Genomic DNA, 22268 nt, shown 5'->3' on the forward strand with positions numbered 1-22268 from the left:
GTCGTGAGCGACTCGTCAGACGCCGACATCGACGGCGAGTGGACGTGCGACCCCGACGGCGTCATCCGGCGTCGAAATCGCCGCGACCTCGACGCCGAGGCGTTCGCCCGCGCCGTCGAGCGCATCGAGGGCGGCCTCGACTGGGGCGTCGGCGCGCTCTGCGAGCGCGACGGCGCGGTGCTTCTCGTCCGGCAGGACGGCCAGTGGGTTCTCCCCGGCGGTGAGGTCGAAGTCGGCGAGTCGAGACGCGAGGCGCTGGTCCGCGAGGTCGCCGAGGAGACCGGCCTCGCCGCCGACGTGGGCGCGCTTCGGGTCGTCACCGAACAGTCGGTTCACCACGGCGACGACGCCGCGAGCTTTCGGTTCGCGATTTACGAGGCGACCGTCGCGGGCGACCTCACCGACGACCCCGGACTCGAAGGCGAGGCCATCGCCGACGTGTCGTGGTTCGAGACGCTCCCCGCGGACACGCTCGACCGCGGGCTGATTCGGTTCCTCCGCGGGCGCTGACCGGCCGCGCGTCCGACTGCGCTTTTTCTTACTCTCTTCACTCGTGGGTCGCCACGAGCAGTCGGTCGCCGTCCCGTCGGACGCAAAAGCGGGTACCGGCGTCCACGTCGAAGCTGTGGGCCTCGCGGCCGGAGATGAGCAGTTGCGAGAAGCCGTCGCCGCAGGCCGGACAGGCCACGTCGTCGCGGTTCTCGACGAGCATCGTGTCGCCGTCGTCGCGGAGCAGTTTCACCCGGTGGCGCACCTCGTGGACGTCGAAGCCGGCAGTCATCGTCGGCGAAGGGTCGCCGCGGGGCAAAAACGTTCGGTGAGCGCGGCGGTCGGGCGGCCTCAGAACAGCGACGCCAGCGTGTCTCGGGCCGACGCGAGCGCGTCGGGGTCGTCGTCGACGAGCGCGGCGTGAAGCTCGCGGGCGGCCTCGACGAGCGCCTCGGACTCCGACAGCGAGACGGCTCCGTCGAGCGCTTCGACGCGCTTGCGGTGGTTCGAGAGGGTTTCGAGCGTGGTCCTTCCCTCGGGGTTCGGGTTGTCGTCGAGCCACGTCGAGAGGTCGCGGCAGTAGGCGTCGATGGCCTCGGCGTAGGCGAGGCCGCGGGCGTCGGCCATCGAGTCGGGGACCGCGTCCGACGCGAGGCGTTCGCCCTCGTCGGCGCGTTGGAGCAGGGAGATGACGTAGAGCTGTTCGTCGTCGGTGGGTCGGTTCGACCGGGCGACCACGTCGACCGCGTGGAGGAGTTCGTGGGCCGCCAGCGGGGTGTCGCCGAGGGGGAGCAGTTCGCCCCCGCGGATGTAGCCCGTCTGCCGGACGTAGTCGCGGAGGTCGGACTTCAGCGCCGGCGCGGCGTCCCGAATCGACCCGTCGCCGACGGCGGCGCGGTGCGCCGAGAGGTCCAGTTCGGCCTGCATGGCGGTGTGGCGCTCCCTGTCGCCGACGCCGACGCTCCGGAGGCTCCCGCACTGCGGGCACGACACGCTTCCCGTCTCGTAGTACGACCATCGGTGGTCGCACTCCTTGCACTCGCGCTCGCCGCGTATCTCCATGCGGTGCGGTTCGTCCCGACGGCGCAAAAGCACGGCGACCCGGAGGGCAGGCCCCACACCGAAACGAGCGGTGCCCCCGAAGCGACCGCCGGGCTACATACGTCCGGGGACCCACCATCGACGCATGCGAAGCGAATCCGAGGTCCGAGAGCAGTACGAGTTCCTGAAGGACGAACTCGACTCCGAGGAGATGCGACACGAGGGCGTCAGAAAACTCATGACGCACTACAAGCGGGCGCTCGGCTGGGTGCTGGAGGAGGAACACATGTGACTTCCCAAACGGAACCGCCGGTCCGGTCGCTTCGCTCACGCCTTCCACGGAGTTCGCGAATTTGGGAATTCGGCGCGCACGTGCCACTCAGATAGACAGTTAGCCGCGTTGTCAACGTTTGGCACGCGTCGTTATCTTTAAGTGAAATCGAACAGTAGCCGTAAGTGACGCTTCGCTTTGGAGGGCCGAAGCGTCAGCGGGGACCAATTCAGGGCGGCATGCCGTGCCGGAGATTTCCGGCACGGCTTGCTTTCCTTCTGTGCGAAACTACGACCCGAGACCGAGAGGTCCGTCTGCCCCGCCGTCCGTGTACGGTGTCCCGTCGTACCGAATCTGTCGAGAAACACACAGGAGAGCCGCGAGTTACTTCGACGCCACGGAGTTCCGGTTCTGACAGCCGAACCATGTTCATAGATAACAATTAACAACATAGTCGCCGTAATTCGTTCGAGTCGTCCATCTGTGGACATATCCAGTCCTCGAAACGGACAGTTCGACAGATTAGTAACTTGGTCAACATAATTGCGGCCGGAAGATTTCGGGGACTGGCGCGTTTTCGAGGGTAAATCGTCGGCCGAGGCCGATATGTTTATCTGAATTAGACAGTAACATACGAGTCGAATTTACCGATGTACGACCTGACAGGATTCCAGCGAGACCTGCTGTACGTCATCGCCGGTCTCGAAGAGCCGCACGGACTCGCCATCAAAGAAGAACTCGAAGCCTACTACGAAAAGGAGATTCACCACGGGCGGCTCTACCCCAACCTCGACACGCTCGTCGAGAAGGGGCTGGTCGACAAGGGCCAGCGCGACCGCCGGACCAACTACTACACGCTCACCCGCCGCGGTCGCCGCGAAATCAAGGCCCGCGACGAGTGGGAAGCGGAGTACGTCCCCGAAGACTTCGAGGCGTGAGCGGGGCGACTCGGGCTACCCGTCCGCGCCGGCGTCGGACGGCGACCGTGAGTCTCGACCTGTTCTCGTCTCGTCTCGGTCGGTAAACGTCTCCGAAGCGCCGGACTCGCCTTCCACCGACCGGTCGGTTTCGGCTGTTTCTCGCGGCGCGTCGTCGCCCTCGTCAGCGGTCAACTCCTCCACCGGTGGCCCGTCGATCAGGTGTCCCGGGTCGACCATGTACGGTCTAATCGGCTTTCCGGCCAGTAGCTCCGGCAGGACGAGTCGGACGAAGTTCACGAACAACACGAGTATCATCGGCATCAGGAAGATGCCGTACCAGCCGAAAAGCAGCGGGCCGAACGTGTACGCGAGCATCACGGCCCCGACGTGGAGGCTCCGACCGGAGACGTACGGCCGGAGCACGAGGTCCGGAATCGTGTCCACGATGACGAACGAGACGGCGGCGAAAAGCAGGACGAACCAGAGTCCGGGCGGGTTCGCAATCGCCGCTTCGATGCCCATGTAGCCCGCGACTGGGACGTAGACGAGTTTCATGCCGACGACGGGGATGAGGCTCGCGACGCCCGCGAGCAGACCGATGAGCGCCGGGGCCGGAATGCGGACGCCGGTCGGCGCGAGGACGTTCAAAAGCGAGTACGCGATGACGCCGATGGTGCCCGTGAGGATGGCGTTCAGGATGTTGCCGAAGAAGATGCTGTTGAAGTCGCGGTCCACGCCGCGCATGTAGGCTTCGAGGATACCGTGGTCGTCGGCGAACATCGACTGGCCCCACCGTCGCAGGAGGTGGCCGTCGCGGAGGAGGTAGAACGCGAACGCGATCATGACGAACAGGTGAATCGCGCCGACCCCGAGAAAGGCGAAGGTGTTGGCGGCGACGCTCAGCGAGTCGAACACGGAGCCGAGGGCCTCGGGCGTCAACACCGACCGGAAGTCGTACTCCAACAGCGCCTGCGGGCTGGCGATACCCTCCACCAGCGCGGGGTCGATGCCGTAGGCTTCGAGGTCGATGGGCACCTCGTCCGACGAGAGTCGGTCGGCGTACCGCAGGAACTCGCGGAGCGCGATGGTCGCGGCGTAGGTGACGAGTCCGAGCACTGGAAGCGCGAGGGCGAAAAGCGCCACGGCGGCCGCGAGGCTCGGGGGCTTCACCCGGCGACGAATCCGCCGGTAGATGGGCCGCGTGGCGTAGTAGATGAAGAGACCGAAGACGAACGTCCCGATAAAAGAGTAGACGACGTAGGTGAGCGCGCCCGCGAGGACCAACGCGAGCGACCACCACATCGCCCGGGAGCGCTGAATGTCAGGGAGAGCCATACCCAATCACGCACGCGGAGGCGTCAAAAGCCTACCGCGGGAGCGACAGGTCACGACGGAACACCGTCACGACCGGCCGGCGAACCGTCGGCCCCCGCGTCGAAACCGACCGACTCGGCCGCGGCGCGGGAGATATTACATCAATAATAACGAACATCTTAACTCGCGCGTCGCCGTACCGAACCGCATGGACCGAGAGACGGCGGTGCCACGCGTCGATTCGATGCCCGGCGAGAAAGCCCGCGAGTGGGTCGCGTACCACCACGAGCACGCCGCGCCGAGCACGTACGTCTACGACTTCGTCTGGGACATCACCGCGGAGTCGGAAGGTCCCTTCTGCACCGACGTCGACGGCAACGTCCTCCTCGATTTCACGAGTCACGTCGCGGCCGCGCCGCTCGGCTACAACAACCCGAAGCTCATGGACCGCATGGCCGAGTTCGACCTCGTCGACCCGACGAAAATCGCCGGCCAGGACTTCTACGTCAGCGACGGCTCCGCACCCGGCGAGGAGCGACTCCCCGGCCCCGCCGCGCTCATGGACAGACTGACCGACCTCACGAGCCACTACGGGATGGACACGGTGTTCCTGTCGAACTCCGGGGCAGAGGCCGTCGAGAACGCCATCAAAATCGCCTACGACCACGCCGACGGCGCGAAGTACGGCATCACCTTCGAGGGCGCGTTCCACGGCCGTACCCTCGGCGCGCTCTCGCTCAACCGCTCGAAGTCAGTCTACCGCCGCACGTTCCCCGAGATTTCGGGCGTCCTCGACGTGCCGTTCTGCGACGACCGGACCTGCTCGCCCGCGACGTGTTCCTGCGGCTTCTTCCCCGACGCCGACTCTGCGGTCTCCAAACTCAGACAGAAGCTCCACCCGAAGAAGGGTCACATCGACGCCGACGAGGTCGCCTACGTCATCGTCGAACCGATTCAGGGCGAAGGCGGCTACCGCTTCCCGTCGGACGCCTTCGCCGAGGAGCTCGCCGCCGTCGTCGACGACTACGACCTGACGCTCATCGCCGACGAGATTCAGACCGGCGTCGGCCGCACCGGCGAGATGTGGGGCTCGGACCACTACCCCATCGAACCCGACATCATCACGGGCGCGAAGGGCCTCCGCGTCGGCGCGACTATCTCGAACGACGAGCTATTCCCCGACGAGACCTCGCGGCTCTCCTCGACGTGGGGCGCGGGCGACATCGTCGCCTCGATGCAGGGCGTGTTCACCCTCGACGCAATCGAGGAGTACGACCTGCTCGACAACGCCGTCGCCCGCGGCCGGCAGTTCATCGAGCGCCTGCGCGACGACGCGCCCGACACCGTCGTCGACGTGCGCGGCAAGGGCCTGCTTCTCGGCGTCGAATTCGACACCAACGCACGCCGCGACGCCGTGCAGGAAGCCGCCCTCAAGCGCGGCCTCCTCACCCTCTCGTGCGGCTACAAGGTGCTTCGAATCCTCCCGCCGCTCGACGTGACCGCCCGCGAAATCGACCTCGGCGCGACGATGCTGGTAGACGCCATCGAGGACGTGTCGTAACGCGGTCGGTCAGGTCGCGTCGCGGCTGACGAGCGGTTCGACCACGTTCCCGAGTTCGCGCATCATCCCGGCACCGACGAGGTAGTACACCGCCGATTCGACGCGCTCTTTCCACGCGGGACCGTCGCCCATTTCGAGACTCACCTCGCCGGCGCGGATAATGCTCGCCGCCTCGTTCGCGACGACGCCCGCGAAGTTCGAGTCGTATTCGTCGCGCGTCGCCCGAAAGTCGCGCATCGCACGGCGTTTCGCCCGGAACGACCGGCCGGAGTCGTAGTCGGTATCGCCGGGGTCCACGTCGAGGGCGTCGAGCGCGAAGTCGTGGGCCCGTCGCGCGAGGAGGGCCTGACCGGTCTTCACGACGCGAAAGACCGTCAGGTCTCGTCGGAGGTCGTTACCGTAGAATCTGAAGCCGTTGTCGAAGCAGAGCATGTACAACCCCCAGCGGGCAGCACCGTAGGGCGACGACCGGTCGAGTTCGAGTTCGTCTTCGAGTTTCGTCCGCATCTCGTCACGTCTCGGGAACCGGTCGGTTTCGGCGAGGAGGCCGCGAAGCGCGTCGTCCAGTCGCTCGCGACGTGGCTGTGGGTCGTCTCCGAGACCCGAGCGATACTGCTCTCGGTAGTGTCGTGCGTTTGCGAGTCGTTGTTCCGCCCGCAACTGCGACCCCCACGTGCTCGCGAGTCCGTGGGGCGAGTACTCGTCTACCGAGTCGGGGTCGCCGCCGACGGACGTCCCATTCCAGTGCGAACTGATTCGGACAAAGGCCAGTTCGCGTTCGATGGCGTAGAGATACCCGAGGTCACGGCCGGGGGCGGAGACACGGTACGCAGAGATGGAGTCCGCAACCGCGTCACTCGCCTCCCGCAGTTCACGGCCGCGTTCGAGACGGGCCTCCGGGTCCTCCTCTCCGAGTGCAATCTTCGCGTAGCCGACGGCTTCGCCGGCGAACAGCATTCCGTAGGTTGCCGAGAAGAGACGGTCACGGGTGTCTCGTTCCTCTTTGGCGGATTCGAGGTGACCGCCCGCCGGCGACCCGCGAAGGTGAAACCGCATCTCCTCGTCCACCGAATCGAGGTCGATGCGCGAGCGGAGTTGCTTCGCCTGCTCGACGGTCTCTTCGAGTCGCCGCACCGCCGCGTCGGCGTGCTCGTCGCTCACCGGCGGCCGCCAGACGTAGTTACTCGGCGGATTGGGATACACCGTCGTCAGCCAGTCCGTAATCGGGTCGGGGAGCCACGTCGGCCTGAACCAGCCGATACCGCCGACCGCGCCCGCGCCGCCGACGAGGCCGAGCAGTTGGCGACGCGAGAGGGAGGAGCGGTCGTCAGAGCGGGGCGCGTCGGAGGGCGAGTCGGAATCGGATTCGGAGTCGTCGCGGGCGCGGACGGCCTCGGAATCGTCGTCCGCGGGCGGAACGTCGTCGGGGGACACACGCCGGAGTTCCGAACCGGCCCGTGTAAACGTGTCGGCGGGCTGTTGGCTCGGCGCGAACGCGGCCTACGTCCAGCGGTCGAGGCCGGTCTGCGTGACCGACTCTTCGATGCGCTCGAAGCCGCGTCGGACCTCCTCGGGGTCGACCTCCCACGTCTCGGTGACGAACTCGCGGGCGGCGGCCACGTCGGGGTCGATGTGGGTGTCGTAGCCGTAGTCGTCGGTGACCGGCGGGTCCAAGAAGAACTCGCGCACCCGGTCGGCGTTGGGGATGGTGTCGCCGCGGGCTTCGAGGACCGACCAGAGGTCGCCGTGTTCCTTGACGACTTTCACGGCCGTCTTCGGGCCGATGCCCGTGATGCCCTCGTTGAAGTCGGTCCCGCAGAGCATGGCGATGTCGACGAGTTGCTCGTAGGTGATGTCGTGTCTGTCGAGCGTCGCGTCGAGGTCCATCAGCTCGGGGTTCCCCTTGCTCGTCAACTGTCGGAGCGTGTACGGTGCGCCGAACAGGAGCGTGTCGTAGTCCTCGCTGCCCACGTAGTCGGCGTCGCCCTTGCGGGCCATGTAGGACGCCTGCGCCTCGCCCTCGGCGGGCGCTTCGACCACCGGCACGTCGAGCAGCGAGAGGAGTTCGCGGCTGGTGTCCTGAATCGTCTCGGTGAGCCGCTGGGTCCGGGCTTCCATCCGGGCGGCCTCGACCGCGTCGCCTGCCTCACGCGCCGCTTCGAGGCGTTCTTCGGCCTTCTCGCGCTGTTCGCGGCGCTTGGCCACCTCGTCGTCTTTCATCTCGGTGACGCCGCCGTCGAAGACGAAGACGGGCGTCAGGTCGTGTTCGAAGAACTTGGGGAGCCCCTGGACGATGCCGACGAGGTTGGCGACCTCTTCTCCCGCGTCGGTCGTGTACTTCTCCGAACTCGTCCACTTGACCGTCGTCGTGAGATACCGGTACAGCCAGTTGTGGGCGTCGACGGCGACGACGCTTCCGGCCACCTCCTCGAACGACACCTCGGAGAGCGCGGCGAGCGTCCGCAGGTCTGCGTTTCCCATTTGCTCGGCCTTCGGGACCCGAGGGTTTCAATCGTGCGAGTGAAGGCCGTCGGTTTCGGGGGGTCCCACGCCCTCGCGCGACGCGAGAAACGCCCGTTCCGGGTCGCCGAGGTCGCGGGCGCGGTAGCGGTCGAGTCCCGACTGGTAGGTCTCGCGGGAGACCGCGGCGGGCGCGTCGGCCGGGCGCTCCAACACCAACTCGGCGACGCCCGTCTCGCGGCCCGTGAAGCCGAATCCGGCCTTGTGGCACGCCTCGTAGGCGAAGGGGTTGTTCGCGGCGATGCGGACCGTCTCGTAGCCGCGGTCGGCGGCGGCCGCGCAGGTCCGGCGGAGGAGGTCGGGGCCGAGACCCTCGCCCCGGCGGTCCCGCCGGACCGTGACGTACCGGAGCCAGAGCGTCGTCGGGTCCGTCCGGTCCTCGTTGAACGCGACGGCGGCCACCACGTCCTCGGCCAACGGCGGCAGGGAGTCGGGGCCGCCGGTCGGCGCGGGCCGGTCGTCGTCGAGCGGCGGGAGGGACGCGCCGGGGTCGCGGAGCACCGTCTTGCCCGTCGCCGCGGTGACGAACTTCCCCGCGTAGGCGAACCGCCGGTAGTCGAGGCGGAGTCGCGGGCCGTCTTCGGGCCACCCGAGCAGGTCGAACTCCATACGGCCGAACTGGGATCGCCGCGCGCAAGAACCTTCCCCGTCGGGGTCGTGGCGTCGGCCATGCACGGCGCTGGCGACGTTCGGTTCTTCGACCGCTTCGCACCCGTCTACGACCTCGTGATGCCGCCCGCGGACCCCGGCGCGCTCGCCGACGCCCTCGGCCGCCCGCGGGCTCCCCTTCGCCGACGGCTCCCTCGACGCCGTGACCGTCGTGGACGCCTTCCACCACATGCCGAACCAGCGGGGCGTCGCCGAGGAGGTTCTCCGCGTGCTCGCGCCCGGCGGGGTGTTCGCCGTCAACGAGTTCGACCCCGAGACGCTCCTCGGCCGGGGGCTCGTCGCCGCCGAGCGCGTCGTCGGCTTCGGGTCGGCGTTCGCCGCGCCCGACGAACTCGTGCGCTTTCTCGAACGCGTCGGGTTCGAGGCCGAGGTGGTCGAACGCGGCTTCGAATACACGGTGGTCGGAAAAAAGCGGGAAAGCCATTAGGGGGGCGACGAATCCACGCCTATGGCAACCTCGACGTCGTTCTTAGAGGAGCGACTCGATGCCGGGGCGTTACCCATCGCCGTGGGCGACGTGCTCGCCATCTTCCTCCTCGTCACCGTCGGCGTGATTCAGCACAACGGAGTGTCGTACCTCTCGGCCGACCCGGTCGGGTGGGTGCTCACCGCGGTCCCGTTCCTCATCGGATGGCTCGTCACCGCCCCGCTTTTGGGCGCGTACTCGCCGGGCGCGGCCGAGTCGGCGAAGTCGGCCGTCCCGCTGGGCGTCCGCGCGTGGCTCGCGGCGACCGTCGTCGGCATGGCGATTCGCTGGACGCCGCTTTTCGAAGGCGGCGTCGAACTCACGTTCGTCGCGGTCATGCTGGTGCTCGGCTCCGTCGCGCTCGGCGTCTGGCGGACGCTGTACTTCAAACTCGTCTGAGCGTCGAACGCCGAGCGCCGCGAACCGAACCGAAGAACTGACCGAATCGAACACGGATTTTCTCTCGGCCGTCCCCGCCCGACCCGGAGTCAGGCGGGGGTCGGCCGCCGCCGCAACAGCGTCACGCCGAGGAGCGTCGCGACCGTCGCGAACCCGGCGAGGACCAAGAACAGCGCCGTCGAGTCGGCGACCGTGAGGATGTAGCCGGCGATAGCGCCGCCGAGCGCGCCGACGCCGAACACGCCGAGGTAGGTAAAGCCGTACGAGAGGCCCCGCAGACCGGCGGGCGTGTACTCCGCGACGGTGGCTTGGTAGAACGGCTGGACCATGAACAGGAAGAAGCCGAGCAGCGCACAGATGGCGAGGAGCGGGCCGACGCCGAGGCTCGCCACGGGGAGGAAGGCGACGGCGATGACGGCGAGGGCGGCGAAGCCGGCGACGATGCCGCGTTCGGTCCTGATGCGGTCGGTGAGCTTGCCGCCGACGTACTGCCCGAAGACGCCGACAGTCAGGAGCCCGGCGTAGACGAACAGCTCCACGTCGAGGGTCGGCGCGCCCCCGGCCGACCCGGACGCGAGGGCGACGGGGAGGAGCTCGGAGACCGGAATCGGCTCGATGCCGATGACCGAGCCGAGGAGGTCCGGCAGGAACGTCGTGACGCCGCGGTAGTAGAGCCCCGAGAACATCACGAGCGCGAAGACGAGCGCGAACCCGCCGGCGAAGAGGTGCTTCGACTGCGAGACGAACTCGGCGAACGAGGAGACGCCCGCGCCGGCCTTGTCGTCGCCGCCGGGGTCGGTGTCGGTGCCGTCGTCGCCAGTGTCACCACCCTCACCGCCGTCGGCGGCGGTGACCGCGGCCTGCTCTTCGAAGTTGGCGCGGGTGGCGAGCGCGGCGGCCGCGAGCGCCGGGAGCGCGAGCACGCCGGCGACGAGGTGCCAGTCGAAGAACAACAGCAGGAGCGCGGTGAGGAACGGGCCGAAGCCGATGCCGAGGTTCCCGGCGATGCCGTGGTACGCGAACCCGGTCCCGCGTTCCTCGACGCCGGTGCTGATGAGGCGGAGCCCGGCGGGGTGGTAGACGCTGGCCGCCGCGCCCCAGACGACGAGCGCGAGGGCGACGACGACGAGGTTCGGCGACAGCGCGAGCAGGAGGAACGACCCGGCCATCCCGAGGAGACAGGCGACGATGAGGCGCTTCGAGCCGACCCGGTCGACGAGGATGCCGCCGGGGAGCGCCCCGAGTCCGAACAGCGCGAAGCCGAGGCCGGTCATCACGCCCAGCGAGGCGGTCGTGACGGGAACCGACGCGAGACCGAGGTCGATGCTGGCGAACTCGCCGAGCCAGATGGCCACGAAGATGGGGATGGACAGTTCGTAGGTGTGGACCATCCCGTGGGCGAGCATCACCAGCGCGACGATGGAGCGGTCGTTGCGGTTCACGTCTCCGGCCACGGTACCGACTCCCATAACCGTGTGGAGTTCCGGCAGGCGACGCGAGCGCCACCCGACTGTTCGAACGAGAGGCACAACCCGCAGTATCGGATTTGTGATGTTCTCTCGGCGAGCAAACCCGACGCAGTCCTGCGATTCTCCTCTCATAAGTTATGAGAACGTTATCGAGAGGCCACAAAGAGAATATCAGTCATCTATGGGAAAGAATTATACCACTTACGTCCGTAGTATGGTATATATTATGACCGGATATTACGACTACATTCTTGGGCTCATCCCGCTCGCACTCCTCGGCATCACCGGCACGCTTACCGTCGCCGGGTTGCAGTTGACCACGGCAGTGCCGATGGCCGCGGGCGTGGCCGCGCTCCTCACCGGCCACGCGCTCTTCGTGAACGGGCCCTCGTCGCCGTCCCCCGCTCGCTTCGACGAACACGCCGGTCCCAACGCCGCTGACGCGCCTTCTCCGTCGGTCCTCGACGCCGACTAATCCCCATCGCACGCCCGCCCGGCCGGTTCGCCGGCCCGCAGGGTTTTGACCGCAGGTCTCGTTTTTCCGACCATGACAGCGACGTTGTTCCTCACGAGCGACGAGGTTAGTGGACTGGCGACCCCGGCCGAGTACGTCGAGGCCGTCCGCGAGGGCTACAGACAGCGCGGCGAGGGCGCGCCGGCCGAGCCGCGAACGAAGCTGTTCAACCGCGAGCCGCCGGGGATGCTCACCTCCTACGCGGCCGTGTTGCCCGAGACGGGCGCGATGGGCGGCTACATGTACTCCGCCGGCTTCGGCGCGGAGGACGCGTGGTTCATGACCCCGCTTTTCGACGCCGAGAGCGGCGAACCGCTGGCGCTCCTCGACGGCGCGAGCATGAACCCGTTCAAGACCGGGGCGGCGGGCGGCGTCGCGGTCGACGCGCTCGCCCGCGAGGACGCCTCGACGCTCGCGCTCATCGGGAGCGGCGCGCAGGCCCGCGGCCAGCTCCGTGCGGTTGCGACCGTCCGCGACCTCGACACCGTCTGGGTCTACTCGCCGACGAAGGAGAGCCGCGAGTCGTTCGCGGGCGAGCTGGACCGCACGCTCGACGCCAGCGTCGCGGCCGTCGCCTCCAGCGCCGCGGCCGTCGAGGGCGCGGACATCGTCGTCACGGCCACGACCGCCACGGACCCGGTGTTCGACGGCGACCTGCTCGAACCCGGCACGCACGTCACCGCGATGGGGCAGTACCACCCCGAAAAGCGCGAACTCGACGAGACGACCATCGAGCGCGCGACGTACGTCCCCGACCTCCGCGAGCGCGCCACGATGGACGCCGGGTCGTTCCTCGCCGCCGTCGAGGCCGGCGTCGTGGACGAAGACCACATCCACGCCGAACTCGGCGAGGTCGTCGCGGGCGTCGCCGCCGGCCGCGAGGACGACGAGGAGATAACCGTCTTCGACAGCGGCGGCACGGGCATCGAGACGGTCGCGGCGGCGCACATGCTCTACGAGAAGGCGCGCGACGAGGGACTCGGGACGACCGTCGACTTCTCGCCGGCGAGCGAGTCGCTCACGGGGGAGTAGAACGGACGGAGGTGTCTCGATTGGCGAGCGACTGCTCGCCGACGCGGTCGTCACGGCTTCGCGGCCGCGGAAAAACCGCCGGTAACCGGCGTTCGTGCTCGCTCAGAACGTCGTCGGCCACGGACGGGGGAACGCCTCCGGCAGTTCGGCGTTTCCGGGTGCGTCTGCGACGCGTTCCGGAACGATCGGGCACAGGACGACAACACCGGGTTTCGACACCGTGACCAGTCCGGCGTCCGCCGCCGCCCGAACGTCTTCGACGTCGTCGAACAGCGCCTCGGGATAGTGTTCCGAGACGTACGGCGAGGCGACGATGTCGGCCACCGTCTTCCCCGCCGCCGTGTTGACGAGGTTGACGTTCCAGTGGGGAGAGTACCCGGACTCTCCGGGGACGAACTCGACGACCTGTGCCTGCAACGTCCTGTCGCCGCCGACGAGGTAGATGTCGTTTTCCCCGCGTTCCGTCACGCCCTCCTCCACCCCGTGAGCGACGTAGTATATCTCTTCTTCTTCGTACCACCCGTTCGCGACCGAGACCCCCGCCGCGGCGGTTCCAGTCGCGCCGACGCCGAGGGCGAGTCCGCCAACGAGCAGTCCGGTCGTTCGGAGGAACCGGCGACGGGTCGGCCCCCCGCGATATGCTGTGTTCGTCATGGTTTTCCTTCGGAATCGACGGGTCGGGAGCGGTCCCACCAGACTCGGCGATTCGACCGAACGAGGGACGAGAGAACAGATAGCGGTTTTTCGATATCTCTCACCACTCCGTACCGGGTCTCTTCCAAATCTGGTGTGAATGTCGCCTCACTGTCGGCATCGGGTCGCGTGTCGATACCGAGTCACAGCGTCAGTCGCGCGGCCCGCTCGGTGCCGACGAGGACGACCGGGACGAAAGCCAACGCGCCGACACCGACGACCGCCGGAACGACGACGCCCGGCCAGAACGCGCCCAGTTCGGTCTGTGCGAACGCGCCGAGGAGCGCCGCCCCGCCGACGACGAGGCTGTAATAGGCCGACCGAATCGGGAGCGACGGCAGGTGACCCGGCCGCGGCCACGACCCGGTTCGGACGTAGCCGCCGCGGAACGTCCCGACGGCGACGGCGCTCGCCGCGAGAGCGGTGAGGCCGGACAAAGACACCGCGGCTCTCGGAGTCGCGGCGAGCAGGAACCAGAGCGTCGGAATCGCCAGTACCGACACCTCCCACGCGGCGAAAAACACCTGGTCGAGCCAGCGGTCGACCCGCTTCGTCGCCTCCGAAAGCCCACTCCGCATCACGACTAGACGTGGGTTTCGGGCGGCTAAACGGTTTCTCCGGCGATGGCGGCGATGGCGGCGGTGGTGGCGATGGCGGCGAACGTGGTCTACTGCAGTCGGTACCGGAGGACCGCCGCGATGCCGCCGAGGTTCTTCAACTGCTCGCCGGGCTGGAACTCCGCGGAGAACACGGTGACCTCGCCGCCCTTCTGTTCGACCGAGTCGATGATGTCGTTCACGTCCACGTCCCAGTCGCCGTCGCCCTGTCGCTCCGCGCGGAGCCGCGAGTCGAGGAGAAGCAGGTGTTCGACCGCGCCGAAGTCCGCGGCCTCCGCGACCTGTTCGACGCCGTAGGCCGCCTTCGCGCCCGTCGAGATGTTCTCCATCAGTTCGTCGATGAGGTTGGCCTCCTCGGCGATACGGGTCTGTTTCTGCACGTCGTCGACCGCGCCGCGCTTCAGCACCTCGTGGACGCCGCGGTCGCCGACGCCGGCGGTGTCGACGGTCGTGACGATGGTTTCTGCGACCGCGGGGAAGTTGTCCTCGAAGTAGTCCATCGCGTCGTTCTTCGTGAAGCCCGGCCCGGCGAGGATGATGGCGTCCACGTCGAGATGCGACAGCGCGGAGCCGAGCTCGTCGAACAGTTCCGAGCGCGGGCGGGCGTACTCGCCTTTCCCCGTCGGCTTCGTGAGCGAGGCGTACTCGTCGGTGCCGTACTGGGCGACGGTGTGGATGTAGGCCGCGCCCTCCTCGACGGTTGCGATGGCCACGTCGGGGTTTTCTGCGGCCTGTTCGGCCGTCTCGATGCGGTCTATCTGGTCGGCCTTGAAGTGCTTCTCGATGGTTATCTCGGCGCGTTCTTCCACGTTGAGCGTGTGGTGGTGGCCGAGTTGGTCCTCGCGGGAACAGGAGACGATGACGCCGCCGACGCGGAGGCGGTTGGCGAACCGCGCGAACTCCACGTCGTCGACCTCGATGGTGACGTTGAGGTGCTCGCGCTCGCCGCCGGTGTCCCGCATCTGCTCGTCGTCGCGCTGGATGCGGCGGGTGGTGTCGCCGGAGACGAGGTCACCCGGTTCGAGGACGTACGAGAGGTGCCAGAGGTCGTCGACGTTCTCGGGGACGAGCGTGATTCGCTCGCGCCCCTCCTCGCCGCGACCGCGGCTCGAAATGCGCATACACGTCCGGTCGTCGGGGAACGGAAAAGAGTCCTGCTATCGCGGTCCCCCCGCAATCGCCGCCGACTTACCACCCGGCCGACTGCCGACCCTTGCCGGTGGCGTCGGCGAACCCGCGCGCCCACAGGTAGTACGTCATCACCTGCACGTAGAACAGGATGAAGAGCCCGACGACGATGACCGAGAGGATACTGCCGATGAGGCCGAGCACGGCCGCGACGACGAGCGCGAGCAACCACGCGACGGCGTACTCGCCGGTGAACGCGCCCGAGACGATGGTCCGCACGTCGAAGCCGGCTCCGAGGTTCCCTTCGATGGCGAAGTTCGCCCCGGCGGCCGGCGCGAGGTAGGCTACGAGGAGGCCGAGCGCGAACACGAGGAGGCCGAGGACGACCGAGACGATACCGAGCCCGACGCCGCCCGCGGAAGCCGCCGCCGCGCTCCCCGTCGCCGCCTCGGAGACGGTGAAGGTACTGACGCCGACGATGACCGTGAGGAGCATCGCCGGGACGACAGCCAAGAGCGCCCAGACGAACGTCACCACGAACAGTTTCAGGCCGTCGACGAACAGCCCGCCCCAGTCCGTGAACGAGGGGGCGGACTGCTCGCCGTTCGCGGCCGCCTGCATCGCTCTGACGAAGTAGCCCTGTAGGATAATCCCCGGGAGTATCAGCACAGAGAGCAACGAGAGACCCCCGCCGATAATCGTCGTTGCGAACCAGTCGTCGCTTCGCTTGAGAAACCACAGCGCGTCGGAGAGCATACGTGGTCTCGCGGCGCTATCGGCTTAGATATTCCGTCGAAAAGTCGAATTCTCGCTGATAGTTCAGACGGCGGGCTGTTCGCCCGGGGTCTCGCCCTCGTCCATCATCTCGACGTCGTGGAGTTCGCCCCACGTCCTGCCGATGATGTAGTAGGCGGCGACGGCCGCGTAGAACGTCACGAACGCCCCGACGACGAAGCCGAGAATCGGGATGACGTTCAGGACGCCGACCACGATTGACGACGCGAACAGCACCGCGAACGCCGTGAGCCACGCGGTGGCGTACTTGCCCGAGGTCAGGATGGGCCGGAGCGTACCGACGTCGAACGCCGCGCCCATGCGGTCGGTCTCGGCGTAGTTCGACAGCGCCGCGGGGATGAGGTACGCGGCGAGCAGACCGAGGACGAACGCGAGCAGGAGCCCCACGAGCGCCACGATGCCGCCGACCGCGCCCGCGGCGTCGGAGCCGCCGGCCATTGCGCCGACGATGCCGGCGAAGCCGAACACGCCCGCGATGATGAGCGGGACGATACTGTAGACGAACGCGATGGCGAAGCCTTTCACGCCGTCTATCGCCATGTCGCCCCAGTCGTCGAACACCGGGGGCTCCTCGTCGCCCTTCATCGTCGCGCGAACGACCCGAAGGAGATAGCCGATGACGAGGAACGTCGGGACGATGAGGATGCTCAACAAGCCGAGGACGCCGCCGATGAGGACCGTCTTTACCCAGTCCTCGTCGTTTCGAAGGTAATTGAGGGATTCTGAAATCATGATGTTTCACCGAGCGCCACCACCCACCCACCGGCCGTTCGACCGGGTGAGAACCGCGGGTAGACACACGCGCTCGAAACTACATTACGACGAGAAAGTATATAATCTTGTACCCGATGCGACCGAATAATTGAATATTAAGCCATCTAGCGTTCGATTACCGGAAGGCTGCGGCGACGTTTACTCGTCGACGATATCGCTCCCGCCCGGCGGGAGGAACTCCTGAATCTGGTCGGGTGATGCGATTTTTCTGACGAACGACTTGTCGGCGAAGCGCTCGCGGAGCCGGCGGTAGCACAGTTTCGCGGCGTCGTTCTGGGCGTACTGCCCCGGCGTGAGCGTCAGCGTCGTCTCCGCGCGCGCCTCGATGGCCGACGGCGGGCCGCCGATGACCCGCGTCTCGCCCTCGCACTGGATGCCGACCGCGACCTTCGCGGCCACGTCCTCGAAGTACTCGCGGTCGCCGCGGATGACGAAGCTCCCCTTTTCGATGTACTCGCCCGACTCGGGCGTCTTCGACACCTGCGAGGGTTCGACCATGTAGGCGTCGTCGGCGAAGCGGCCCTCCTTCCAGATGGAGGAGTACGAGACGGCGAACTGCGCGGCCTCGCGGAGCGTCTCGTCGGAGAAGTCGACCGCCTGCGCGGGCTCGCTCGGCCTCGTCGCCTTCAGGAGCGTGACCGGCCCGCCGTGGGCCTGCGTGTGGAAGAAGCGGTCGTGCTTGCTCATGTACTTCTTCACCAACTCCTCGTTCTGGTCGGCGTTGCGGCCGCCGACGACGAGGTAGCCGCTTGAGGTGTGGAACCAGCGGAACCGCTCGAACCAGTGTTCCGTGGACTTGACGGGGACCGAATCGAGCGCCAGCCAGTCGGTCTCCTCGGGTTCTTCGTCCTCGTCGTCCTCGTCGTCCTCGCCGTCGTCGGCCTCCCACTCGTCGCGGCGGCGCTTGGCGGCCTCCAACTCCTCGCGGGTGTCCTCGATGGCGGCCAGCGCGCCCTCCTTTTTCTCCTCGATGCGCTTGGCCTCGGTGTAGAGGCGGTCGGCGTTCTTCTCGACGCCCATCGACACGTCGAGGGTGACGGTCGCGTCGTCGAGGTCGACGGTGACCGTGCCGTTCGCGCCGTCGACGTTCGTGACGGCCTCGGCCTCGGGGATGCCCTGTTCGGCACCCTCCGCGAGCGTCTCGCCGATGTCGTCCCACGGGACGCCCTCCTCGCGCGCGCCGCGGACGGTCGACAGCACGTCGTCGACGAGGTCGTAGTTGGCGTACAGCAGTTCGGCGCGCTCGCGCTCGTCTTCGGCCTGCTGTTCGAAGCCCTCGATTGCGCCCTCCTGTTGGTCGATGATGCGCTCTTGTTTGGCGATTTGCTCCTCGAAGTCCGGGCGGTCCGAGGTCGCCTCCTGCTCGTCGGCGGTCAAATCGAGACGGAAGAAGTACTCGTCGAGCGCGTCGTTGAACGTGTCGTAGGCCTCCTCGTCGAGGCCGGCGTTCTGGTGTTCGCGCAGGGGGAAGGGCGTCACGTCGACGACCTCGCCGTCGTCGTCGAGGTAGAGCCGCGGGTCGAACTCCCCGGCGCGTACCTGCTCGCGGAGATCGACGATGGCGTCGTAGATGTCGTCGTAGTCGTCGTCGGTGGCGTCGGCGATGTCGAGGGTCTTCTCCACGCCGGCGCGGGTACACAGTTCCTCGGCGTAGAGGCCGCCGAGGTTCAACTGGGTGGCGAGCGTCCGCACCACGTCGGTGTCGGACTGCTCCATGTTCCGGCCGAGGGCGTCGCGGCTGACGGTGAGAGGGTCGAGCCGCGAGGCGGGGTACTCGTACTGCGACCCCGGCGCGACCGTCCGCGACTTGAGCCGCACCGTCTCCAGACTGCGGACGACTTCGCCCGTCTCGTCGAGCACCGCGATGTTGCCCTGTCCGAACAGCTCGACGACGATTTTCGTGTTCTCGTCGCCGCGCTCGAACGTGAACGTGAGGATGCGGTCGAACTCGTACTGCTCGACGCCCGCGAAGTCGGCCCCGTTGAGCCGGTTTCTGAGCATCATCGCGAAGTTCGGCGGCCGACCGGGGGCGTCCGGCACGTGCTCCTGTGCGGCGAGGTGCGCGCGCTTTATCTCGCCCACTTCGAGGAGGAGTTCGAGCCGACCGCGGTCGAAGTCCCGCATCTTGAGGCGAAGCAGGTCGTCGCCGTAGAGGTACGCCTTGTCGACCTTCGCGCCCTCGTACCGGTTCAACTCGGTGACGAGGGCCGCGAGGTCGACGCTCGTGAGTTCCCGCTTCGGGTCCATGGACTCGCTTTTTGGCGGCGAACGAAAAGGGGTGTCGTTTCCGCGGATGCGACGCCCGTCCGAATCGGGGAGAAGATTCTTGTCAATCAGTCCGAATGTGTCCGGTGAATGCGTCCTCGCACCCTCGCGCTCGCCGCGCTCGCCCTCCTCGTCGCGCTGGCCGGACTCCCGGTCGGAAGCGCCCCGGCCGAAGCCCGGCCCCCGCCCGAAGCCGTCTGCGGCGTCTGCGGCGAGGCGTTCGAGGAGTCGGCCGCCGCCGCCGGCGTCCCGCTTACCGTCGAGTCGAGCGCGCTCCGAGTCCGCGTCGGCGACGACGGCGTCGGCGTGTGGACCGCCCGCGTCGAACTCGACGGCGAGTCGGCCACGACGTTCCGCGAGAACCCCGACCGACTCGAACGCGTCGTCCGGCGGACCTTCGAAGACTACCGCGTGTTCACCGACGACCGCCGACGCCTCGACACCCGGATGGACGGCGACACCGCGGTCGTGACGTTCGAGGTCCCCGACATGGCGTCCCGCGGCTACGGGGACGTGCTGGTCGTGGACTACTTCCACGACGACGGGGTCAGGGGCACCGTCTACGTCGACGCCGACCGGTTCGTCGTGACCGGCCCCGAGGGGTCGTCGCTCCTCACCGCACCCGCCGAGACTCGGACCAACGAGACGGCCGCCGTCTGGAGCGCCGCCGACGAGGACGCGTCGAGCGTCGGGAGCCAGACGTACCTCACGTTCGGCCCCGACGCGGGGCTGGCGACCACGGCCGCGGCCTACGCGAGTCTCGCCGCCGACTCGGGGCCCGGCGTCCTCACGAACCTCGCGTGGGTCGCGTTCGTCCCGACGCTCGTGCTCACCGTCGGCGTGCTCCTCATCCGGCAGTTCGACCGCCGGTTCGATAGCGGTCGGGGGGCGCGACGCTTCGGCCCCGTCGTCGCGGGACTCGGCGTTCTGTGGGGCCTCTGTCTGCTCGTCCTCCGGGCGTTCTCCGGGAGCGTCGCCGCGATGGCGTGGCTCCTCGCCCTCCAACTGGTCGCGCTCGGCGTCGCCTCGGCCGTCCGCCCCGGGGCGCTCGGGTTCCGTCGCCTCGTCGCCGCGACCGTCGGCCCGCAGGTCGCGCTCGCGGTCGCCACCGCGGTTGCGATGCCGGGACCGAACCCGTGGTTCTCGGTCAGCGCGCTCGCGTTAGAGGTCGCCGTCGTGCTGTTTCTCCCCCTCGGCTACGCGGCCCGGCGCGACGGCGACACGCGCCCGCTGTCGCTCGCCATCGTCGCCGCGCCCGCGGTCTTCGCGCTTCCGCTGGTCCCCCTCGGCGGCTACGGCGTCCTGTTCGTCGGGATTCTGCTCGTCGTCTGGGTGCTGGTGACGCTCGCGACCGGCTCGCTCGTCTACCGACTCGGCTGGGCGCTCGGCGGTGACTCGGCGCGGGGGCAGGTCGACGACGGCACGCGAGCGACGGCGTAGCGCCCGCCGAAGCCGAGCGCGAACCCGGAGGCTCGCGAGTCCGACGTGAGAAACTCGCTCCGCAACCGTCAGGTAGACCCCCGCGGAACTGCCCTCATGAGCGAACCCGATGTCCGCGTCGCGGTCACCGAGGGCGAGCGCGACGACGCCTTCGCCGTCCGCAAGGCCGTCTTCGTGGACGAACAGGGCGTCGACGAGGAACTGGAGTGGGACGAACACGACGACCCCGACGCCGAGGCCGTCCACTTCGTCGCCTACGGCGGCGGCGACCCGGTCGGCGCGGCCCGCCTGCGCGAGTACGAACCCGGCGTCGGCAAGGTCGAACGCGTCGCCGTCCTCGAATCGACCCGCGGCGAGGGCTGGGGGCGGCGACTCATGGACGCGCTCGAAACGGAGGCGCGCGAGCGCGGCTTCGACTCGCTCGTCCTCCACGGCCAGACGACCGCGGAGGGGTTCTACCACGGCCTCGGCTACGAGACGACGAGCGACGAGTTCGACGAGGCGGGGATTCCGCACGTCGAGATGCGGAAGTCGCTGTAGCCGACGCGGACGCCTAATCCTCCGAGACCGACGTCTCGACCGGTCGACTCCGGCGGTCCTCCCGTAGCTGGAAGCCGTCGGCCTCCTCGCGGGCGAGCAGTTCGCGCTGCGGGTAGGGTATCTTGATGCCCTCGCGGTCGAACGCGAGTTTCACGCTCCGCAGGACCTCGGCTTTCGCCTGCGCCCGGCGCGGGGCCGAGGGGTTCGTAATCCAAAAGCGAAGTTGGAGGCCGATGGCGGAGTCGCCGAACGTCGTCGGCATCACCTGCGGCTTCGGCACCTCCTCGACGAACTGGAGGTCCGTTAGCGCCTCGTCGGCCACCGACTCGGCGTGTTCGATGTCGGCCTCGTAGTCGATGCCCACGTCGAGGCGGAGCCGGAGGCGGTTGCGCTTCGTCCGGTTGGTTATCTTCGCGTTGGTCACGCGGTCGTTGGGGAAGACGACCGTCTCGCCGTCGGCGTTGCTCAGCCGGGTGTTGATGATGGTGATGTCGGTGACGATGCCCTCGGCGTCGTCTATCTCCACCCAGTCGCCGAGTTCGAACGGCCGGGAGAACATCAGCACGAAGCCCGCGATGAGCGACCCGAGGGTCTGTCTCGCGGCCATGCCGACCACGATGCCGAGGAAGCCCGCGCCGACGAGCAGGCCGCCGATTCTGACCTGCCAGACCGTGAGCGCCGCCATCCCGACCGCGAGGAGGACGACCAGTTGGAGGACGCGGAAAACGATGCCCTGCTGGTGGGCGTTGATGTTGTCCGAGGCCCTCGCGTACGAGTCCAGTTTCTCTTCGAGGACGTTCGTCCCCACGAGCGCTCCGGCGAACAGCGCGACCGTGGCCCCGAGTTTGGCGGCGTTCGGCACCGCGACGGCGAGCACGTCGGCGAGGTCAGCGGCGAGGCCGGTGTACCCCCAGAGGAGTAACAGCGACAGCGCCGCGCCGACGAACACCGCGAGTTGGAGCGTCCGGATGACGACCGTCGCGGGAAACAGCCACGCCGCGTCGGTGACGGCGTCCGGGACCCGCGGGTGGGCCAACACCCGCGCTCGGAGTTCGGCGGTCGCCCGCGAGACGAGCCGCGGCGCGAGAAAGACCGCGATGCCGAGCGCGAGCGCCACGAGCGCCGCCGAGATACCGATTCGTTCTTCCGTCGAAACGAACTGTGCGAGCGTCGAGCGGAGGTCCTGAAGCCACGTCGCCGCCTGCCCCGAACCCGCCGCACCCCCCTGAGGTGCCATCCTACCGTGTGCGATGGGTCAGACAGTAAAAGCGTGACGGAGCGACAATCAGCGGTGAGAATCGGACGGGACGTTTCGTCGGTTACAGCCGCTTCGACACGTAACGCCCACCTT

Annotated in this window: 23 protein-coding genes and 1 pseudogene; 10 read left to right on the plus strand and 14 right to left on the minus strand. The window is 67.9% G+C overall.

What is annotated here, in order from left to right:
- Positions 1-3 precede the first annotated feature (3 nt).
- Entirely contained in the window at positions 4-510 is a 507-nt protein-coding gene (locus BN996_RS05645; protein ID WP_089777550.1) for an NUDIX domain-containing protein, read from the plus strand.
- Positions 511-547: 37 nt separating this feature from the next.
- On the opposite strand, the gene BN996_RS05650 is transcribed toward BN996_RS05645, so the two are convergent.
- Positions 548-781 carry a DUF7385 family protein gene (locus tag BN996_RS05650; protein WP_089777551.1) on the minus strand — a complete coding sequence of 78 codons (234 nt, stop codon included), beginning with the start codon at positions 779-781 and terminating at the stop codon, positions 548-550.
- A 59-nt stretch (positions 782-840) separates the two neighbouring features.
- Positions 841-1551 (minus strand): DUF7117 family protein, encoded by a 711-nt coding sequence (locus BN996_RS05655; protein WP_089777552.1) that lies wholly within the window; start codon positions 1549-1551, stop codon positions 841-843.
- Between the two features lie 124 nt (positions 1552-1675).
- Here BN996_RS05655 and BN996_RS20025 point away from each other — a divergent pair, with 124 nt between their 5' ends.
- Together BN996_RS20025 and BN996_RS05660 are read left to right on the plus strand one after the other, a co-directional pair.
- Positions 1676-1822, plus strand: coding sequence for a hypothetical protein (locus BN996_RS20025; RefSeq protein ID WP_004061251.1), 147 nt, complete (start codon positions 1676-1678; stop codon positions 1820-1822).
- Between the two features lie 629 nt (positions 1823-2451).
- Positions 2452-2739 (plus strand): PadR family transcriptional regulator, encoded by a 288-nt coding sequence (locus BN996_RS05660; RefSeq protein ID WP_004044685.1) that lies wholly within the window; start codon positions 2452-2454, stop codon positions 2737-2739.
- Positions 2740-2754: 15 nt separating this feature from the next.
- Here BN996_RS05660 and BN996_RS05665 read toward each other — a convergent pair whose 3' ends face one another.
- Complete coding sequence (locus BN996_RS05665; protein WP_089779840.1) at positions 2755-4023, minus strand: AI-2E family transporter; 1269 nt, start codon at positions 4021-4023, stop codon at positions 2755-2757.
- A gap of 220 nt (positions 4024-4243) precedes the next feature.
- Between BN996_RS05665 and BN996_RS05670 the strand changes: the two genes are divergently transcribed.
- The gene (locus BN996_RS05670; protein ID WP_089777553.1) at positions 4244-5596 is read left to right on the plus strand and encodes a class-III pyridoxal-phosphate-dependent aminotransferase; all 1353 of its coding nucleotides are present in this window, start codon (positions 4244-4246) and stop codon (positions 5594-5596) included.
- A gap of 9 nt (positions 5597-5605) precedes the next feature.
- Here the strand turns inward: BN996_RS05670 and BN996_RS05675 are convergent, their stop codons facing one another.
- The 3 genes from BN996_RS05675 to BN996_RS05685 form a co-directional block, all read right to left on the minus strand.
- On the minus strand, positions 5606-7030 hold the full coding sequence (locus BN996_RS05675; protein WP_089777554.1) for a transcriptional initiation protein Tat: 1425 nt from the start codon (positions 7028-7030) through the stop codon (positions 5606-5608).
- A gap of 66 nt (positions 7031-7096) precedes the next feature.
- Positions 7097-8077 carry a flap endonuclease-1 gene (fen, locus tag BN996_RS05680; RefSeq protein ID WP_089777555.1) on the minus strand — a complete coding sequence of 327 codons (981 nt, stop codon included), beginning with the start codon at positions 8075-8077 and terminating at the stop codon, positions 7097-7099.
- Positions 8078-8104: 27 nt separating this feature from the next.
- Positions 8105-8725, minus strand: coding sequence for a GNAT family N-acetyltransferase (locus tag BN996_RS05685; protein ID WP_089777556.1), 621 nt, complete (start codon positions 8723-8725; stop codon positions 8105-8107).
- A gap of 60 nt (positions 8726-8785) precedes the next feature.
- Between BN996_RS05685 and BN996_RS05690 the strand changes: the two are divergent.
- A pseudogene (locus BN996_RS05690) lies at positions 8786-9212 on the plus strand (class I SAM-dependent methyltransferase).
- Positions 9213-9233: 21 nt separating this feature from the next.
- Entirely contained in the window at positions 9234-9650 is a 417-nt protein-coding gene (locus tag BN996_RS05695; protein WP_089777557.1) for a DUF3054 domain-containing protein, read from the plus strand.
- A gap of 89 nt (positions 9651-9739) precedes the next feature.
- Here BN996_RS05695 and BN996_RS05700 read toward each other — a convergent pair whose 3' ends face one another.
- Positions 9740-11119 carry an MFS transporter gene (locus BN996_RS05700; protein WP_089777558.1) on the minus strand — a complete coding sequence of 460 codons (1380 nt, stop codon included), beginning with the start codon at positions 11117-11119 and terminating at the stop codon, positions 9740-9742.
- 226 nt (positions 11120-11345) lie between these two features.
- Here BN996_RS05700 and BN996_RS05705 point away from each other — a divergent pair, with 226 nt between their 5' ends.
- On the plus strand, positions 11346-11594 hold the full coding sequence (locus BN996_RS05705) for a DUF8015 family protein (protein WP_089777559.1): 249 nt from the start codon (positions 11346-11348) through the stop codon (positions 11592-11594).
- A gap of 72 nt (positions 11595-11666) precedes the next feature.
- Positions 11667-12665 (plus strand): ornithine cyclodeaminase family protein, encoded by a 999-nt coding sequence (locus BN996_RS05710; protein WP_089777560.1) that lies wholly within the window; start codon positions 11667-11669, stop codon positions 12663-12665.
- 102 nt (positions 12666-12767) lie between these two features.
- On the opposite strand, the gene BN996_RS05715 is transcribed toward BN996_RS05710, so the two are convergent.
- The 6 genes from BN996_RS05715 to rqcH all read right to left on the minus strand — a co-directional run bounded on the left by BN996_RS05715 (position 12768) and on the right by rqcH (position 18919).
- Entirely contained in the window at positions 12768-13319 is a 552-nt protein-coding gene (locus BN996_RS05715) for a hypothetical protein (RefSeq protein ID WP_089777561.1), read from the minus strand.
- A gap of 182 nt (positions 13320-13501) precedes the next feature.
- Positions 13502-13936: a DUF8215 family protein gene (locus BN996_RS05720; RefSeq protein WP_089777562.1), complete on the minus strand. Its 435-nt coding sequence runs from the start codon at positions 13934-13936 to the stop codon at positions 13502-13504.
- A gap of 89 nt (positions 13937-14025) precedes the next feature.
- Positions 14026-15096, minus strand: a complete 1071-nt coding sequence (locus BN996_RS05725) for an mRNA surveillance protein pelota (protein ID WP_004969282.1) — start codon at positions 15094-15096, stop codon at positions 14026-14028.
- Between the two features lie 67 nt (positions 15097-15163).
- Positions 15164-15859, minus strand: coding sequence for a DUF4013 domain-containing protein (locus tag BN996_RS05730; protein WP_089777563.1), 696 nt, complete (start codon positions 15857-15859; stop codon positions 15164-15166).
- 63 nt (positions 15860-15922) lie between these two features.
- Positions 15923-16630 carry a DUF4013 domain-containing protein gene (locus BN996_RS05735; protein WP_089777564.1) on the minus strand — a complete coding sequence of 236 codons (708 nt, stop codon included), beginning with the start codon at positions 16628-16630 and terminating at the stop codon, positions 15923-15925.
- Positions 16631-16810: 180 nt separating this feature from the next.
- Positions 16811-18919, minus strand: coding sequence for a ribosome rescue protein RqcH (gene rqcH, locus BN996_RS05740; protein ID WP_089777565.1), 2109 nt, complete (start codon positions 18917-18919; stop codon positions 16811-16813).
- A 108-nt stretch (positions 18920-19027) separates the two neighbouring features.
- On the opposite strand from rqcH, the gene BN996_RS05745 reads away from it, so the two are divergent.
- Both BN996_RS05745 and BN996_RS05750 read left to right on the plus strand, forming a co-directional pair.
- Complete coding sequence (locus tag BN996_RS05745) at positions 19028-20377, plus strand: hypothetical protein (protein WP_089777566.1); 1350 nt, start codon at positions 19028-19030, stop codon at positions 20375-20377.
- Between the two features lie 96 nt (positions 20378-20473).
- A complete protein-coding gene (locus tag BN996_RS05750) occupies positions 20474-20917 on the plus strand; it encodes a GNAT family N-acetyltransferase (RefSeq protein WP_089777567.1) in 444 nt (147 codons plus the stop codon).
- A 13-nt stretch (positions 20918-20930) separates the two neighbouring features.
- Here BN996_RS05750 and BN996_RS05755 read toward each other — a convergent pair whose 3' ends face one another.
- On the minus strand, positions 20931-22154 hold the full coding sequence (locus tag BN996_RS05755) for a mechanosensitive ion channel family protein (RefSeq protein ID WP_089777568.1): 1224 nt from the start codon (positions 22152-22154) through the stop codon (positions 20931-20933).
- Positions 22155-22268: the final 114 nt, after the last annotated feature.

It is taken from the genome of Haloferax massiliensis, assembly GCF_001368915.1.
GTDB classification, from domain to species: Archaea; Halobacteriota; Halobacteria; order Halobacteriales; family Haloferacaceae; genus Haloferax; species Haloferax massiliensis.

Bases quoted from the DNA above. Each gene is read 5' to 3' on its own strand.
- BN996_RS05650 (WP_089777551.1), bottom strand. From the start codon at position 781: ATGACTGCCGGCTTCGACGTCCACGAGGTGCGCCACCGGGTGAAACTG.
- BN996_RS05655 (WP_089777552.1), bottom strand. From the start codon at position 1,551: ATGGAGATACGCGGCGAGCGCGAGTGCAAGGAGTGCGACCACCGATGG.
- BN996_RS20025 (WP_004061251.1), top strand. From the start codon at position 1,676: ATGCGAAGCGAATCCGAGGTCCGAGAGCAGTACGAGTTCCTGAAGGAC.
- BN996_RS05660 (WP_004044685.1), top strand. From the start codon at position 2,452: ATGTACGACCTGACAGGATTCCAGCGAGACCTGCTGTACGTCATCGCC.
- BN996_RS05665 (WP_089779840.1), bottom strand. From the start codon at position 4,023: ATGTGGTGGTCGCTCGCGTTGGTCCTCGCGGGCGCGCTCACCTACGTC.
- BN996_RS05670 (WP_089777553.1), top strand. From the start codon at position 4,244: ATGGACCGAGAGACGGCGGTGCCACGCGTCGATTCGATGCCCGGCGAG.
- fen (WP_089777555.1), bottom strand. From the start codon at position 8,077: ATGGGAAACGCAGACCTGCGGACGCTCGCCGCGCTCTCCGAGGTGTCG.
- BN996_RS05685 (WP_089777556.1), bottom strand. From the start codon at position 8,725: ATGGAGTTCGACCTGCTCGGGTGGCCCGAAGACGGCCCGCGACTCCGC.
- BN996_RS05695 (WP_089777557.1), top strand. From the start codon at position 9,234: ATGGCAACCTCGACGTCGTTCTTAGAGGAGCGACTCGATGCCGGGGCG.
- BN996_RS05700 (WP_089777558.1), bottom strand. From the start codon at position 11,119: ATGGGAGTCGGTACCGTGGCCGGAGACGTGAACCGCAACGACCGCTCC.
- BN996_RS05705 (WP_089777559.1), top strand. From the start codon at position 11,346: ATGACCGGATATTACGACTACATTCTTGGGCTCATCCCGCTCGCACTC.
- BN996_RS05710 (WP_089777560.1), top strand. From the start codon at position 11,667: ATGACAGCGACGTTGTTCCTCACGAGCGACGAGGTTAGTGGACTGGCG.
- BN996_RS05715 (WP_089777561.1), bottom strand. From the start codon at position 13,319: ATGACGAACACAGCATATCGCGGGGGGCCGACCCGTCGCCGGTTCCTC.
- BN996_RS05720 (WP_089777562.1), bottom strand. From the start codon at position 13,936: ATGCGGAGTGGGCTTTCGGAGGCGACGAAGCGGGTCGACCGCTGGCTC.
- BN996_RS05725 (WP_004969282.1), bottom strand. From the start codon at position 15,096: ATGCGCATTTCGAGCCGCGGTCGCGGCGAGGAGGGGCGCGAGCGAATC.
- BN996_RS05730 (WP_089777563.1), bottom strand. From the start codon at position 15,859: ATGCTCTCCGACGCGCTGTGGTTTCTCAAGCGAAGCGACGACTGGTTC.
- BN996_RS05735 (WP_089777564.1), bottom strand. From the start codon at position 16,630: ATGATTTCAGAATCCCTCAATTACCTTCGAAACGACGAGGACTGGGTA.
- rqcH (WP_089777565.1), bottom strand. From the start codon at position 18,919: ATGGACCCGAAGCGGGAACTCACGAGCGTCGACCTCGCGGCCCTCGTC.
- BN996_RS05745 (WP_089777566.1), top strand. From the start codon at position 19,028: ATGCGTCCTCGCACCCTCGCGCTCGCCGCGCTCGCCCTCCTCGTCGCG.
- BN996_RS05750 (WP_089777567.1), top strand. From the start codon at position 20,474: ATGAGCGAACCCGATGTCCGCGTCGCGGTCACCGAGGGCGAGCGCGAC.
- BN996_RS05755 (WP_089777568.1), bottom strand. From the start codon at position 22,154: ATGGCACCTCAGGGGGGTGCGGCGGGTTCGGGGCAGGCGGCGACGTGG.